Source organism: Acinetobacter piscicola, assembly GCF_015218165.1.
GTDB classification, from domain to species: Bacteria; Pseudomonadota; Gammaproteobacteria; order Pseudomonadales; family Moraxellaceae; genus Acinetobacter; species Acinetobacter piscicola_A.
The window spans coordinates 2,797,657-2,811,724 of the sequence record NZ_CP048659.1; the positions used below are offsets into that span (position 1 = coordinate 2,797,657).

At 37.1% G+C, this 14,068-nt stretch carries 16 protein-coding genes; 10 read left to right on the top strand and 6 right to left on the bottom strand.

From position 1 onward, the window contains the following. Positions 1–14: 14 nt before the first annotated feature. The gene (locus G0028_RS13670) at positions 15–185 is read right to left on the bottom strand and encodes a BapA/Bap/LapF family prefix-like domain-containing protein (protein WP_180045318.1); all 171 of its coding nucleotides are present in this window, start codon (positions 183–185) and stop codon (positions 15–17) included. Between the two features lie 153 nt (positions 186–338). Between G0028_RS13670 and G0028_RS13675 the strand changes: the two genes are divergently transcribed. From G0028_RS13675 to lon, 3 genes are all read left to right on the top strand, one after another. After that, a complete protein-coding gene (locus G0028_RS13675; protein WP_180045319.1) occupies positions 339–758 on the top strand; it encodes a hypothetical protein in 420 nt (139 codons plus the stop codon). 218 nt (positions 759–976) lie between these two features. Then, the gene (locus G0028_RS13680) at positions 977–1,576 is read left to right on the top strand and encodes a 5-formyltetrahydrofolate cyclo-ligase (RefSeq protein WP_180045320.1); all 600 of its coding nucleotides are present in this window, start codon (positions 977–979) and stop codon (positions 1,574–1,576) included. A gap of 135 nt (positions 1,577–1,711) precedes the next feature. Next, a complete protein-coding gene (gene lon / locus G0028_RS13685) occupies positions 1,712–4,141 on the top strand; it encodes an endopeptidase La (protein WP_180045321.1) in 2,430 nt (809 codons plus the stop codon). Between the two features lie 123 nt (positions 4,142–4,264). Here the strand turns inward: lon and G0028_RS13690 are convergent, their stop codons facing one another. Then, positions 4,265–5,197, bottom strand: coding sequence for an IS5-like element IS17 family transposase (locus G0028_RS13690; RefSeq protein ID WP_174894013.1), 933 nt, complete (start codon positions 5,195–5,197; stop codon positions 4,265–4,267). A 531-nt stretch (positions 5,198–5,728) separates the two neighbouring features. Between G0028_RS13690 and rlmH the strand changes: the two genes are divergently transcribed. The 5 genes from rlmH to G0028_RS13715 all read left to right on the top strand — a co-directional run bounded on the left by rlmH (position 5,729) and on the right by G0028_RS13715 (position 9,395). Next, on the top strand, positions 5,729–6,211 hold the full coding sequence (rlmH, locus tag G0028_RS13695; protein ID WP_130074669.1) for a 23S rRNA (pseudouridine(1915)-N(3))-methyltransferase RlmH: 483 nt from the start codon (positions 5,729–5,731) through the stop codon (positions 6,209–6,211). 122 nt (positions 6,212–6,333) lie between these two features. Next, positions 6,334–7,110, top strand: coding sequence for a DODA-type extradiol aromatic ring-opening family dioxygenase (locus G0028_RS13700; protein WP_180045685.1), 777 nt, complete (start codon positions 6,334–6,336; stop codon positions 7,108–7,110). Between the two features lie 158 nt (positions 7,111–7,268). Beyond that, on the top strand, positions 7,269–8,042 hold the full coding sequence (locus tag G0028_RS13705) for an META and DUF4377 domain-containing protein (protein ID WP_180045686.1): 774 nt from the start codon (positions 7,269–7,271) through the stop codon (positions 8,040–8,042). 93 nt (positions 8,043–8,135) lie between these two features. Next, on the top strand, positions 8,136–8,573 hold the full coding sequence (locus tag G0028_RS13710) for an META domain-containing protein (RefSeq protein ID WP_180045687.1): 438 nt from the start codon (positions 8,136–8,138) through the stop codon (positions 8,571–8,573). After that, positions 8,574–9,395, top strand: a complete 822-nt coding sequence (locus G0028_RS13715; RefSeq protein ID WP_174492194.1) for an META domain-containing protein — start codon at positions 8,574–8,576, stop codon at positions 9,393–9,395. Between the two features lie 75 nt (positions 9,396–9,470). Here the strand turns inward: G0028_RS13715 and gdhA are convergent, their stop codons facing one another. Next, positions 9,471–10,814: an NADP-specific glutamate dehydrogenase gene (gene gdhA / locus G0028_RS13720; protein WP_130074664.1), complete on the bottom strand. Its 1,344-nt coding sequence runs from the start codon at positions 10,812–10,814 to the stop codon at positions 9,471–9,473. 325 nt (positions 10,815–11,139) lie between these two features. Between gdhA and G0028_RS13725 the strand changes: the two genes are divergently transcribed. Together G0028_RS13725 and nth are read left to right on the top strand one after the other, a co-directional pair. Then, positions 11,140–11,934, top strand: coding sequence for an RnfABCDGE type electron transport complex subunit B (locus G0028_RS13725; protein WP_180045688.1), 795 nt, complete (start codon positions 11,140–11,142; stop codon positions 11,932–11,934). A gap of 2 nt (positions 11,935–11,936) precedes the next feature. Then, a complete protein-coding gene (nth, locus tag G0028_RS13730) occupies positions 11,937–12,623 on the top strand; it encodes an endonuclease III (RefSeq protein ID WP_180045689.1) in 687 nt (228 codons plus the stop codon). Positions 12,624–12,723: 100 nt separating this feature from the next. Here the strand turns inward: nth and G0028_RS13735 are convergent, their stop codons facing one another. The 3 genes from G0028_RS13735 to adk all read right to left on the bottom strand — a co-directional run bounded on the left by G0028_RS13735 (position 12,724) and on the right by adk (position 14,064). Beyond that, on the bottom strand, positions 12,724–13,086 hold the full coding sequence (locus G0028_RS13735) for a hypothetical protein (RefSeq protein WP_227554729.1): 363 nt from the start codon (positions 13,084–13,086) through the stop codon (positions 12,724–12,726). A gap of 15 nt (positions 13,087–13,101) precedes the next feature. Further along, on the bottom strand, positions 13,102–13,320 hold the full coding sequence (locus G0028_RS13740; RefSeq protein WP_174493563.1) for a hypothetical protein: 219 nt from the start codon (positions 13,318–13,320) through the stop codon (positions 13,102–13,104). Positions 13,321–13,410: 90 nt separating this feature from the next. After that, complete coding sequence (gene adk / locus G0028_RS13745) at positions 13,411–14,064, bottom strand: adenylate kinase (RefSeq protein ID WP_217431183.1); 654 nt, start codon at positions 14,062–14,064, stop codon at positions 13,411–13,413. Between the last annotated feature and the right edge of the window lie 4 nt (positions 14,065–14,068).

Sequence of the window (14,068 nt, forward strand, 5' to 3'; positions counted from 1 at the left end):
CTATTGTGATGTTTTCACCATTTTTTAAATTTAATTATGAGGTTATCACCTTCCTGAATAATCTCTAAAATTTCTTCTTTTTTAATATTTGGCTGAATAATCATCGATTTTTCTAATTTTATTATATTAGACTCTACATTAACTTTCTCAAGTGAAGACTTATCTATTAACGTGATTTTTTGCATTTTAAATGCCCAATTATTAGTAACAATTGGTAAAGTATATTATCAGAGCGATATTTTTTGTACAATCAACAATACATATCAATATAATTTGTATTTTACTATTTGGTAAAATATTAATCGTCGATATTTAAATTTTTCTAACAGGATACTACTATGCTTAAGAATGCCTTCATTTCCATTGCAGTGATTGCTTCTCTGTCTGCTTGCACACAATTAACAACTGTAAGCGAAAAGAACAAACCTAAAAATTTATTATTTATAAACAAAGAATTAAATACAAAACCCATCCATGTTCAACGTGATGGAAAATTATGTGATGAAGAAAAAGAGAACAATAAAGATTGTCCAATTAAGTTCTATATTGATGATTTTAAAGCGGGTGATTTCTATATCAACAATACAACGACTTACTATTTAAAACCAAATGAATATGTACTATCTGTTAAAAACTGCAAAGAAGAATGTAAAACATATCACACAAAACTTGTTATTAATGATCAGTTTCAAAGTGTAAATATTATATTATCTTTAGATAATGAAGACCGCCCTTTCATTATTAATAAAAAATCATAATATTAAAATTTAAACCCAATTTAAATGAAAATTGGGTTTAAATTAAAACCAACCACTTTAGTATAATTAGTTTCTCTAAATAATATTAAAAATAATTAGAATAATTACTTTAAAATAAACAACAATAGAATAAAAACTCCATTTCATTATTTAGACTTTATTTTAAACATTTTAATCTGCTATTATTTAGTGATGTAATTAACACTTATTTAACTATTATGTCTAATCAAAACCAAATTCTGCGTAAGGATTTAAGAACAAAACGCCGAAAAATTTCTATGTTAGAACAAAAACATAGTGAAAACTTTACATTACAACGCCTGATTAAAAATCCTAAATTTAAAACAGCCCACAATATCGGTATTTATCTACATAGTTTTGGTGAGTTACATACTGGAAAAATGATTGAATATTGTTTTAAACATCACAAAAATGTGTATTTACCGCTCATTTGTAACATGAATAAAACCTTGCGTTGGGTTAAAATTTCACATCAACAATATAGAAATAAACGGTTTGTATTACATAAACTCGGCATGTTACAACCCATGGCAAGTCGCGCTTCGCATGTTTCACATTTAGATGTATTGCTCATGCCGTTATTAGCATGTGATGCAGTTGGAATACGTATGGGGATGGGCGGTGGTTTTTATGATCGGACTTTAGCTTCAGCACCATTTAAACCCTATCGTTTAGGACTTGCACATGATTTTCAATTTTTACAGCAAAGGTTGAAAAAAAATCCTTGGGATCAACCCCTTCATGCACTGATTACACCTACAAAATTTGTCCATTTTAAGTGTCAAATCAGTCAATAGCATCTATTATGATTTATTTATAAACAAATACTTGGCATTTTTTATGCAAATTATTTTTTAAAGCCCTTGTAATTTTTAAAATACCCATCACTATAAAAAACATGGCAACACCGTTGTCACTCATTAGGAGTGCCCATGTCTGAGATTATTATGAATCAAGAAAACTTAGAGCCACAGGTTCCAAGTGTATTACCGCTTTTAGCGTTACGTGATGTTGTGGTCTATCCACACATGCAAATTGCGCTATTTGTAGGTCGTGAAAAATCGATCAATGCAGTTGATGTGGCTCGTAACAGTGACAATTTAGTATTTGTAGTTGCGCAAAAAGATTCGCTTACAGAAGAAATTGATCACGACAATTTATATCAATATGGTACTGTCGCTAAGATTGTACAAGTTGTGAATCACGAAAATGATGAAAACTGTATAAAAGTATTAATTGAAGGTTTACATCGTTCTAAACTGGTACAAATCATCGAAAATGATGAGTATTTATCAGCAGAGCATGCTTTAAGCCCAATGACAGTATCCATTGATGAAGATACGCAAAAAACACGTGTTGAAGAATTACGTGCCTTATTTGCTCAATATGCAGAAGCAAAATTACGTAATGCACGTGAATTGATTACAGCGGCGAATAAAATTGATGATTTATTGCAATTATTATTTTTTGTCGCAACACGTGTACCTTTGAATATCGATATTAAACAAAAATTCTTAGAGCACGATGAGTTTGAAGCACATTTACAAGAACTCATGACTTATTTGCTACAACAATCTGAAGAACAACAGATTGAGCAAACATTGCATGATTCTGTAAAACGCCAAATGGAAAAGAATCAACGTGAATACTTTCTCAATGAAAAGATGAAAGTCATTCAACGCGAACTTTCTGACATGAATGGTGGTGCTGAAGATGACGTTGCTGAAATTGAAAAACGTCTTACGGAAGCAGATCTACCTGAACATGTTCGTAAAAAAGCTGAAAGTGAATTCCGTAAGCTTAAGTCAATGCAACCCGCTTCAAGTGAAGCAGCAGTGGTTCGTAACTATATTGAGGCGATTTTAGATACACCTTGGAATAAAGCGAGCAAAGTCAGCATTAACTTGGCAAAAGCACAAGAAATTTTAGATACAGATCATTATGGCTTAGATGATGTCAAAGATCGTATTGTGGAATATCTTGCAGTGCAATCACGTGTGAAAAAGCTTCGTGGCCCGATTCTTTGCTTAGTTGGTCCTCCAGGTGTGGGTAAAACTTCTCTTGGTGAATCCGTTGCAAAAGCAACAGGTCGTGAATTTGTTCGTATGGCTTTAGGTGGTGTACGTGACGAGGCGGAAATCCGTGGACACCGTCGTACTTATATTGGTGCGATGCCAGGTAAAATTGTGCAGTCTTTAATTAAAGTCGGCGTAAAGAATCCATTATTCTTACTCGACGAAATTGACAAGATGGCACAAGACTACCGTGGTGATCCAGCTTCGGCATTGCTTGAAGTGCTTGACCCATCTCAAAACAGTAAGTTTAATGATCATTACCTCGATCTTGATCTCGACTTATCTGAAGTGATGTTTATCTGTACTGCCAACAGTATGAATATTCCTGAAGCATTGCTTGACCGTATGGAAGTGATTCGTCTCCCAGGTTATACCGAAGACGAAAAAATCAATATTGCAGAACGCTATCTTGTTCCGAAAGCAATCAAGAACAATGGCTTACGTGCTAAAGAATTGACTGTTCATGAAGAAGCAATTCGTGACATCGTACAACGTTATACGCGTGAAGCAGGCGTTCGTAATCTCGAACGTGAAGTGTCCAAAATTGCACGTAAAGTAGTGAAGGAAGCAGTAAGTAAGAAATCTAAAAACTTACAAGTGGATGTCACTTCAGCAAATCTTCCTGAATACTTAGGTCCGCATAAGTTTGACTTCGGTATGGCTGAAGAAGAAGCTCAAGTCGGCCGTGTTAATGGTTTGGCGTGGACTTCAGTCGGTGGTGAATTGTTAACGATTGAAGTTGCAGCGGTCAAAGGTAAAGGTAAATTCATTACAACGGGTTCACTCGGTGATGTGATGAAAGAATCGATTACTGCAGCAATGACCGTGGTTCGTACCCGTGCCGATGAATTGGGTATTGAAGCTTCTCGTTTTGAAGAAACCGATGTACACGTTCATTTACCTGAAGGTGCAACACCAAAAGATGGTCCTTCGGCCGGTTTAGCCCTGACGACTGCGCTTGTGTCTGCATTCACAGGTATTGCAATTCGTCCTGATATTGCCATGACAGGTGAAACCAGTTTAGGCGGTCGTGCAATGCGTATTGGTGGCTTAAAAGAGAAACTTTTAGCTGCACATCGTGGTGGCGTGAAACTCGTGTTTATTCCACAGGAAAATGTACGTGATTTGGCAGAAATTCCAGACAACGTCAAAGAAGGCTTAGAAATTAAAGCTGTAAAATCAATCGATGAAATTTTACCTTTGGCTTTGGTTGAAATGCCAAAACCTTTAGTTAAGGCACCGATTGTCAAAGCAGTGGATGACGGCAAAAAAGCAGCTCGTCATTAATTTAAAAAGAAAATGAAAGAGAGCGCTACGGCGCTCTTTTTTATTGTACCTAAAATATATGATTTTCAATTGGCTTTGTTGCACAAAGATTTGAAATGCAAAGCGCCCCTAATTGAGCCAAATTTAAGGCGTAACTTGGGTAAGTGGTCGACCTAATTCCGTAAATCTGTTGAGGACTGCTACACGTGCATGAATCTCATTCACCTGACTAGGAAAGCTTCTTGCCATTAATTTATCGCCTAATAATTTGATGCAATGCATCTTGGTTTCCACCAAACTGCGGCGATGATAGCCTGACCATTTTTTCCATAGTGTCCTGCCTAAACGTTTAACTGTTCGAAGTAATTCATTTCGCGCTAGCGAGCTACTCTTTGTATCTTTCCATGGTTTCGCATTTTTTCTAGGTGGAATCACTGCATGCGCTTGCCGATCTGCAATGACCTGACGGCATTGCTTGGTGTCATAAGCTCCATCGGTATAAACAGAGTCAATCTGCTCATCTTGTGGAATTTGATCGAGTAAATCACCAAGCACTTGTGAATCACTCACATTATTTGTAGTGAGTTGAATAGCGCGTATTTGAAGGGTTTTAGCATCTATACCAATATGAAGTTTACGCCATTGGCGACGATATTCAGGTCCATGTTTCTTGCGTTTCCATTCGCCCTCACCTAGAAACTTCATGCCTGTAGAGTCTATGAGTAGATGCAGCCCATCGCTACTTTTTTGGTAGCTGATTGCAATATCAATATGCTTTTGTCTTCTACAAAGCGTACTGTAATCTGGTGCGGTCCAATTTAATCCACAAAGTTTAATCAGACTTTGCACAAAGCCAGTGACCATACGTAAAGATAGACGGAATAAGGATTTAATCATTAAGCAGCATTGGATAGCTGCGTCGGAGTAGGTTTGATTTCGCCCTTGTTTGCCTTTTGATGGAGCATACCATTGCGTAGCAGGATCAAACCAAATGGCAATATTTCCGCGACTCATGAGTGCTCGGTTATATGCGGGCCAATTGGTTGTACGGTAGATTTTGTGTGTAGGCTTCTTCATTTGAAAATTATATCGCTGAAAAAGCCTTTACAGATAGGTTTGTGCAACAAAGCCTTTTCAATTAGATAAGTAAAAATTAAAAATAATGCAATTATTTTAAGGATTGTTAAAATTTTTGAATATATTTGCTTGAAATAACAACAATTTCCCTCATAATAAAATGTATAGATACGATCCTACATCCAAAGATCGTTTCGTTAACATCAATTGAATCTCCAGATAGATTGATGTTAAAACGCAGTCCTAACGGCTTTAGGACTGCGCTTTTTATTCAACCATCATGATGATTACTGCGTAAATATAATTACAAATAATTAATTTATTAAAAATTTATTTTATCGTTGATATATAACATCTTATATTGTGTAATCACCTTTATTTTGCAATAGAAAAATTCCATAGCTCTACTTTGCTATAACAATCCACTGGATATTATTTTTAGCTTTGCTGCTGGTAAATTTCACCCCAAATCTAAGAACATTAAAATATCGGGTTATAATATCGATCTATACATGTCACGATTAGTTTTATATGAAAATCCGCATTCTGACCATCGGTCAAAAAATGCCTGCTTGGGTATTGACTGGCTTTGAAGATTATTTCAAACGTATTCAACCTTTTGTACAAACTCAAATCATTGAACTTCCGATGGCCAAACGAGCTAAAAATGACTCTGAAGCAGATATTTTAAAATATCGTAATCTTGAGGGTGATAGTATTTTGACTCAGTTAAAACAAAATGAAGTACTCATTGCTTTGGAAGTCGGTGGACGTGAATTTAGCACAGAAAAGCTTGCTGAAACCATGAAAACATGGATGCTTGAAGGCAATGATGTTGCCCTTGCAATTGGTGGACCAGATGGACATTCTGAAGCGGTACGTAAAGCGGCTGCATGGCATTGGTCATTGTCTAAATTAACTTTACCGCATCCTATGGTACGTGTCATGCTCATTGAGCAACTCTATAGAGCGATGAGTATCAATAACAACCATCCTTATCATCGTGCTGGCTAAACAAGATAGGATGCCACATAAGTCGTTCTACATTTAGAACAATATGTTGAAATAATTCATCTTTCCATCCGCACATTTTTTTGGCATCCTCTTCATTTACATTCAACATAGGTGAATCTCAAATGAATTTACAAACACTTCCAGGTTTATTTATTTCACATGGTTCGCCAATGTTAGCACTGAATCCTGAACAAGTGGGACCAGCCCTCTATCGCTTAAGTCTTAATTTACCCAAACCTCAAGCCATTGTAGTCATGTCAGCACATTGGGAGAGTCAGGCACTAGAAGTCAGTACAGGGGTACGTCCTGAAACGTGGCATGATTTCCGTGGTTTTCCACCTGAATTGTATGAAATACGCTACCCTGCGCCTGGAAATCCTGAATTAGCTGAAGAAATTTTGCATTTACTTGCTGAGGCACATCTACCTGCACATGCCAACAGTACACGTCCACGTGACCACGGCGTATGGATGCCTTTACTGCACATGTATCCTGATGCTGATATTCCTGTGGTTGAAATCTCGCTACCGATGAGTATGAATGCGGATGAGATTTATAAAATTGGACAAGCCTTAGCGCCACTACGTGAAAAGCAAATCTTACTGATTGGTTCAGGCAGTATTACCCATAATTTACGTGAATTATCTTGGAATAATGACAATCAGAATGTGCCTGAGTGGGCATCTACATTCCGTAATTATGTGGTCAATAAGCTCACTCATAATGACTACGATGCTGTACTAGATTGGTCAAATATACCTTTTGTTCAACGTAATCACCCTACAATTGAACATTTCGCACCGCTGTTTTTTGCCATGGGCACAGGTACGCGATTTAGTATAGTACATAGTAGTTTTTCTATGGGTGCGCTCGGCATGGACATATATCGTTTTGATTGATATTTAATAAAAATACATAAAATATATTTATTAATTAACAAATATAAATTCATGGATACATTTTGAAACCTAAAATCTCCGAATGTATCCATTGTTTTGTAAGTTAAATCAGTTATGCTCTCTACTATCATTTAAATCAAATACTTGCAGATCATATTATGAAATTACGATATCTTGCACTTGCCCTATTTCCTTTAACCTTAGCTGCATGTCAATCAAGTGATATTCAAAAAGTTGGAGATTTAGCAGTGTCAGTGTTACAACAACAAAATGCAGATAAAATTTTACCAGCTTATCAATGGTCAGTAGATACTGGCGCAGCTAAACCATTGGTCTTAAATTTTGCTCAAGATGGCAGCTTAGGTATTTCTACGAGTTGTAACTCTATGTCTACGAGCTGGAAAATTGAAAATAATCAAATTGTTAGCACTAATGTGGCATCTACGCTTATGGCATGTCCAGGTGATGCAGCAAAACAAGAAGGTCTTGCTGCAAGCTTGTTTGAAAAAGGTAAAACTGCTTTTGTATTAAACACAAGTAATCCACAAAAACCAACGTTAACCCTGACATCTGCTAAAGGTGAAAAAGTAGTATTTACAGGTCAATTAACACCTGAAACCAAATATAACACGCAAGGTGAAACGATCTTTTTAGAAATCAGCCCTGAAACAAAACAATGTACAGGTGTTGCACCACAAACGTGTTTACAAGTACGCGAAATTAAATATGCTGACAATGGAGTCAAAAGCCAAGTCGACAAAGATTGGACTTTATTCTATGACAAAATTGAAGGTTTTACCCATACGCCAAATGAGCGTCAAGTGGTACGCATTAAACGTTATGAAATTAAAAACCCTGCGGCTGATCAATCTAAATATGCTTATGTACAAGACATGATCATTGAACGTGAAGCAGTTAAAGGTTCTCTTTAATTTCTTATATATCAAAATAACTTTTTTAAAACCGATGTTTAGGCATCGGTTTTTTTAATCCTTTTCAATAATTCCAATATGTGTGATTAGAACATGAAAACTAAAATAATGATACTTGTCCTATTCTCTACGGCTTGTACTGAAAAACTGCGATCTACACAAGAAACTCAAAAGCTACTTGGTCAATATACATGGGCATATACACCACCCAACAGTAACATTTCGATTGAACTGACGTTTAGCAATGATCATCTCAATACATATACGTCCTGTAACGCTATGGGAGGAGCTTATAAAATTATTGAACAGAAAATGAGTACGCCTTTATTTTATGGTGATGCCCAAGCATGTACACCCAATATCATGCAACAGGAACACTTTATTCGTATGTTTTTTTTGCAAGCTGTCCCCTTTAAAATTACAGTACGCTCAAGTCATCACCCAAAACTTATTTTCCAAAAAGACCAACAAGAGTATATATTTATCGGTACAAAAATTTTGAGTAAAAATAAAAACCCCCATGGAGAATAAATGATGAAAATCGTGCCATTATTGTTTTTCTGTGCATTATTATCTGTTTCAGCTTGTCAAAATTCCCCCACTCAAAATCAATCTCTAAACCTTACTGCTCCGCTATCCACACAGCAATTCACTGATGCCTTAACACAATATACATGGGGCTATACTCCACCAAACAGCTCAGTGCCTATTCTGGTTAATATTTCAACTCAAGGTACTCAAATCTATAGCGGTTGTAATCAAATCTCAAAAATGCATGTACTCAATGGCAAGCACCTCAAAGCAAATCCTGTTCAGGTACAAACTTTGATGGGCTGTGGTGCACTAGAGCATCAAGAACAGTTAGCGACTCAAATTTTCACGGATGCACATTTAGACATTCAAACACATGCCAAAGACCAAAAAAAGCTGAATGTTTCGTTAAAAAATGGCGCTATATATACCTTTCAGGCACTTCCTTCTATTTCTGATCTCCCCCATTATGATGCTGAATTATTGAAAAAATTTACATGGCAACATCAAACTGATGAACCAAGCCTTGACCAAATTCAACCCTTACTTATCAATTTCACAGCCGATCATATGCTGTTTTATGCAGGGTGTAATCGTCAAAGTCAAAACTATATACTTGAAAATAAGACGATCATTCCAAAAGGTAACTTGAGAAGCCAAGTGAAATTTTGTGGCAATAGACAACATGAGCGACAGATTGCTCAAAGTATGTCAAAGCCAATGAGTATCAGGTTTGACTTTTCAACGGCTTTACCCAAATTAATTTTAGAGTCCAAATATCAACCCACTATGATTTTTCAAGCCATTAAAAATAAGACCTGACATTAACCTGATGCAAAGCCATAAAAAAACCGATGCAAAAGCATCGGTTTTTAGATTTATTCAAAGTTTTAAAGCTTAGAATACACCTTGCGCTAACATTGCATCAGCCACTTTTACAAAGCCTGCAATGTTCGCACCGTTTACGTAGTTCACAGTACCATCTTCTTCGGTACCGTATTTCACGCAGTTACGGTGAATTTCTTTCATGATCGCATGCAAACGCTCATCAACTTCTTCAAATGTCCAACCCAAACGGATTGCATTTTGTGACATTTCAAGACCAGAAGTCGCTACACCACCTGCATTTGATGCTTTACCTGGTGCATAAAGAATTTTCGCTTCGACGAATTTTTCTACAGCTCCAAGTGTAGAAGGCATGTTTGCACCCTCAGCAACACAGATCACACCATTGGCAAGCAATGTTGCTGCATCTTCTTCATTTAGCTCATTTTGAGTTGCGCATGGCAACGCAATGTCACACTTGATTGACCAAGGGCGTTGACCTTCAAGGTATTCAAAGCCATGTTTAGACGCAAATTCAGAGATACGACCACGTTTTACGTTTTTGAGTTCCATCACTTCACATAAAAGCTCTGTTGTGAAACCATCTTTCACATAAACCGTACCGTTAGAGTCAGAAAGTGAAACCACTTTTGCACCCAAATACATTGCTTTTTCAGCAGCATATTGTGCAACGTTACCAGAACCAGAAATGGTGACAATTTTACCTTTAAAACTGTCGCTACGTGTTTTGAGCATTTCTTCTGCAAAATACACTGTACCAAAACCTGTTGCTTCAGGACGGGCCAATGAACCACCGAAAGATAAACCTTTACCCGTGAATACGCATGAAGTGTCATTGCTGAGCTTCTTCATCATACCCGCCATATAACCGACTTCACGACCACCCACACCGATATCGCCCGCTGGAATATCTGTGTTTGAACCGAGATGGCGATATAGCTCAACCATTAAAGCTTGGCAGAAACGCATAATTTCGCCTTCTGACTTACCTTTCGGGTTGAAGTCAGAACCACCTTTACCACCGCCCATTGGCAATGTTGTCAACGCATTTTTAAAAGTTTGCTCAAAACCTAAGAATTTTAAAATTGAAAGGTTTACAGATGGGTGAAAGCGCATACCACCCTTAAATGGTCCAATCGCAGAGTTATACTGAACACGGAAAGCACGATTCACTTGAGTTTGACCTTGGTCATCTATCCAAGAAACGCGGAATTGAATAGCACGTTCAGGCTCTACAAGACGCTCAAGCAAACCATAATCTGCATATTGTGGATTTTTTTCAATAAATGGCCATAAGCTGGTCATTACTTCTTCTACAGCTTGCAGAAATTCTGGTTGATTTGGATCACGTGCTTTAACGTAATTTAGGAAGTCATTCAGGCTAGTATATTTCAACGCTCAATCCTCAGCAAAAGGGGTGAATCAAAATTGGTCAAATTTTTCAAAAGAATGATATATTTTGGCGCAAAGTATTTAATCTCTTTTGTTAACAATCTACAACACTTTTTCCAATGTTTTTTTAAATAATTATTAAATTCAATGTGATAATTTCTAATTAATAAAAAAATTTATGTCTATTCAGTCTTATTTTTAATAAATTACTTAGGTGTTTTTGCCCACATTCAGCGCACTTTTTGTACCATTTTGGATCAAGTACAAAATCTTCAGAATATGCTAAAATTCAAAAACCTAACTGGCACCTTGTTATATTTTTAAGCACATGACTCCTTCTATTTCTCTCATACAGCAGATTGATGCCCTTTTACCTCAAACCCAATGTGGATTATGCGGACATCGAGATGGTTGTTTGCCTTATGCCAAATCGATTGCTGAGGGAGAAGATGCTAACAAATGTGTACCTGGTGGTCAGCCTGTTGCGGATGCCTTGGCTGCTTTATTGTCCCGTCCAAAATTAGTGGCTGAACCGAGTGTGTGGGAGATCCAAAGTGATGGGCGTCCACAACGGATGAAAGCGATTATTCGTGAAGATGAATGTATCGGTTGTACCAAATGTATCAGTGCATGCCCTGTCGATGCGATCATTGGCTCTGGAAAGCTGATGCACACGATTTTGACAGACTTATGTACAGGCTGTGAACTATGCATTCCTCCATGCCCTGTGGACTGTATTGATTTGGTTGAAGACACGCAAAGTATTCCTACAGAGTCACAGCGTCTTGATGAACAAGCCGATCTCAGACAACGGTATTATGCCCATATTCAACGTGAAGAAAATCGTCGTATTCACCGTAAAGGGCCTGTCGTACGTGCTGAAATAGATACAGAGTTATTCGCTCAATATACTGAACAAAATCAGCAACTCACTGCAATTGAAGTCATTGAAAAATCAGAACAACCTAAATTAATCCTTGATGCAAAAAGCACCATTGAACTGGCAAAGATTCGCACACAAATTAAAAAATTAGAAAAGCAACTTTCCGTACGTCCTGATGCAAAAAAACAGCAGCAACTCGAGGCACTTTTACAGCAATTATCTGATGTGCAAGGAGAATGATCATGGCTGTAAAGAATATGACCAAAAAGCAAATTCAGACGTTCTTTGAGCGTTTACGTGAACAACGACCTCATCCTGAAACTGAGTTAAATTACTCCTCGCCATTTGAACTTTTAGTCGCGGTAACCTTATCTGCACAAGCGACTGATGTCAGTGTCAATAAAGCCACAGATAAGCTTTTTGCAGTAGCAAATACCCCTGAAAAAATCTATGCCTTGGGGGTAGATGGACTCAAGGAATATATCAAGACCATTGGTTTATATAATTCCAAAGCAGAAAATGTCATTAAAGCTTGTAAAATGTTGATCGAACTCCATAACAGCCAAGTCCCTGACAACCGTAAAGATTTGGAAGCTTTGCCTGGTGTTGGACGTAAGACAGCGAATGTCGTATTGAATACAGCTTTTGGGCAGCCAACCATGGCAGTAGATACCCATATTTTCCGCGTAGGTAACCGTACTGGCTTAGCGGTTGGAAAAGATGTGCTTGAAGTTGAACAACGCTTAATTAAAGTCATTCCCAAAGAGTTTATTTTAGATTCACATCATTGGTTAATTTTACATGGGCGTTATTGTTGTATTGCACGTAAACCTAAATGTGCTGAATGTATTGTGTCGGATGTATGTAATTGGCCTGATAAATATGAGTTTGGTGCAATTAAAGAAATTAAGGTGAAAAATATAGAATAAATATACAAATTCAGTTTTCAGATACACACTGTTAAACATAAAACTGTGCACTAAACACAAAGCCATGAGAATAAAATGAATATCATTTATTATTATTGATTTAGTCCGCAACCACGAGTGTATATTCTTTACGAAAATGAATATTCCCACCATACGCATTTCGAGTTTCTCCTTCTAAAACAACTCGATATGTCCCTAGTTGAGTGGGTATGCCTTTGATTTTAATTACATGATCATGATAAGGGCGCTGTCCCATTCCTGTATAAATCTTTAATCCAGAATTTATAGGAATAGAGGTATCCACAAATAAACCATCGATCAAGGTCACTTTTTCAATCTCAATTTTCGCATCGTAATCTTGCCCCACGATAGCATGAGGCAAAACGTTCGGTGTAATCTCAATCTCTTGACTACACGCCATTAACAACAAACTTAATGATAAGCATAGCGCTTGTATCTTCATGAAACTCCAAAGCGATTATTTATTTTTATTTTCCAAATCTTTTTTCATTTGTTCTAGTCTTTTCCACTCTTCAGCCACTTGAGGATGCATTTGGTAATCGCCTGATTTACGCATTTCACGACGTTCTGCAAGTTCCTCTTTTTGTGTTTTACGCAAAAGTTTGAAACTGATCATCAATAAACTCAACACCACCACGACACTTAAAATAACCAAGGCAATTAATGCAATTTTGATCAAAATATATTCCTTAGCCATAAAAAAAGAGCCCTAATATGAATCAGGACTCTTTTTTTGTCAAAGTTTTAACAACTTTGATCAATGGTTTTATTTATCTAAAATTGCAAATAAATCTTTCTGAACAACTTCGATCTCACGTAAACCATCTAACTTGTCATAAGTTGGTGCATTTTCACCTGAAGCAGCACGACCTTGATAGAAACCAACAAGTTGTTCAGTTTCTGTATGATAAGATCCTAAACGTTTACGAATCGTATCTTCTTGGTCATCTGGACGTTGAATAAGGTCTTCACCCGTTTCATCATCTTTACCTTCCACTTTTGGTGGATTGTAAATCGTATGGTAAACACGACCAGAAGCCGCATGCTGACGACGACCAGAAAGGCGTTTTACAATTTCTTCGTCAGGCACATCGATTTCAATCACGTGATCAATTGCAATGCCTTCTTTTTCCAAAGCTTCAGCTTGCGGAATCGTACGTGGGAAACCATCAAAGATACAGCCATTAACACAGTCTGGCTGTGCAATACGTTCTTTTACTAAACCAATGATGAGTTCATCTGATACTAAACCACCAGACTCCATCACACTTTTAGCTTTAAGACCTAATTCAGTACCTTCACGAATTGCAGCACGGAGCATATCACCGGTTGAAATTTGTGGGATATTGTAGCGCTTACAGATCAACTGAGCTTGAGTACCTTTGCCTGCTCCAGGTGGTCCGAGTAGGATAATGCGCATAAAA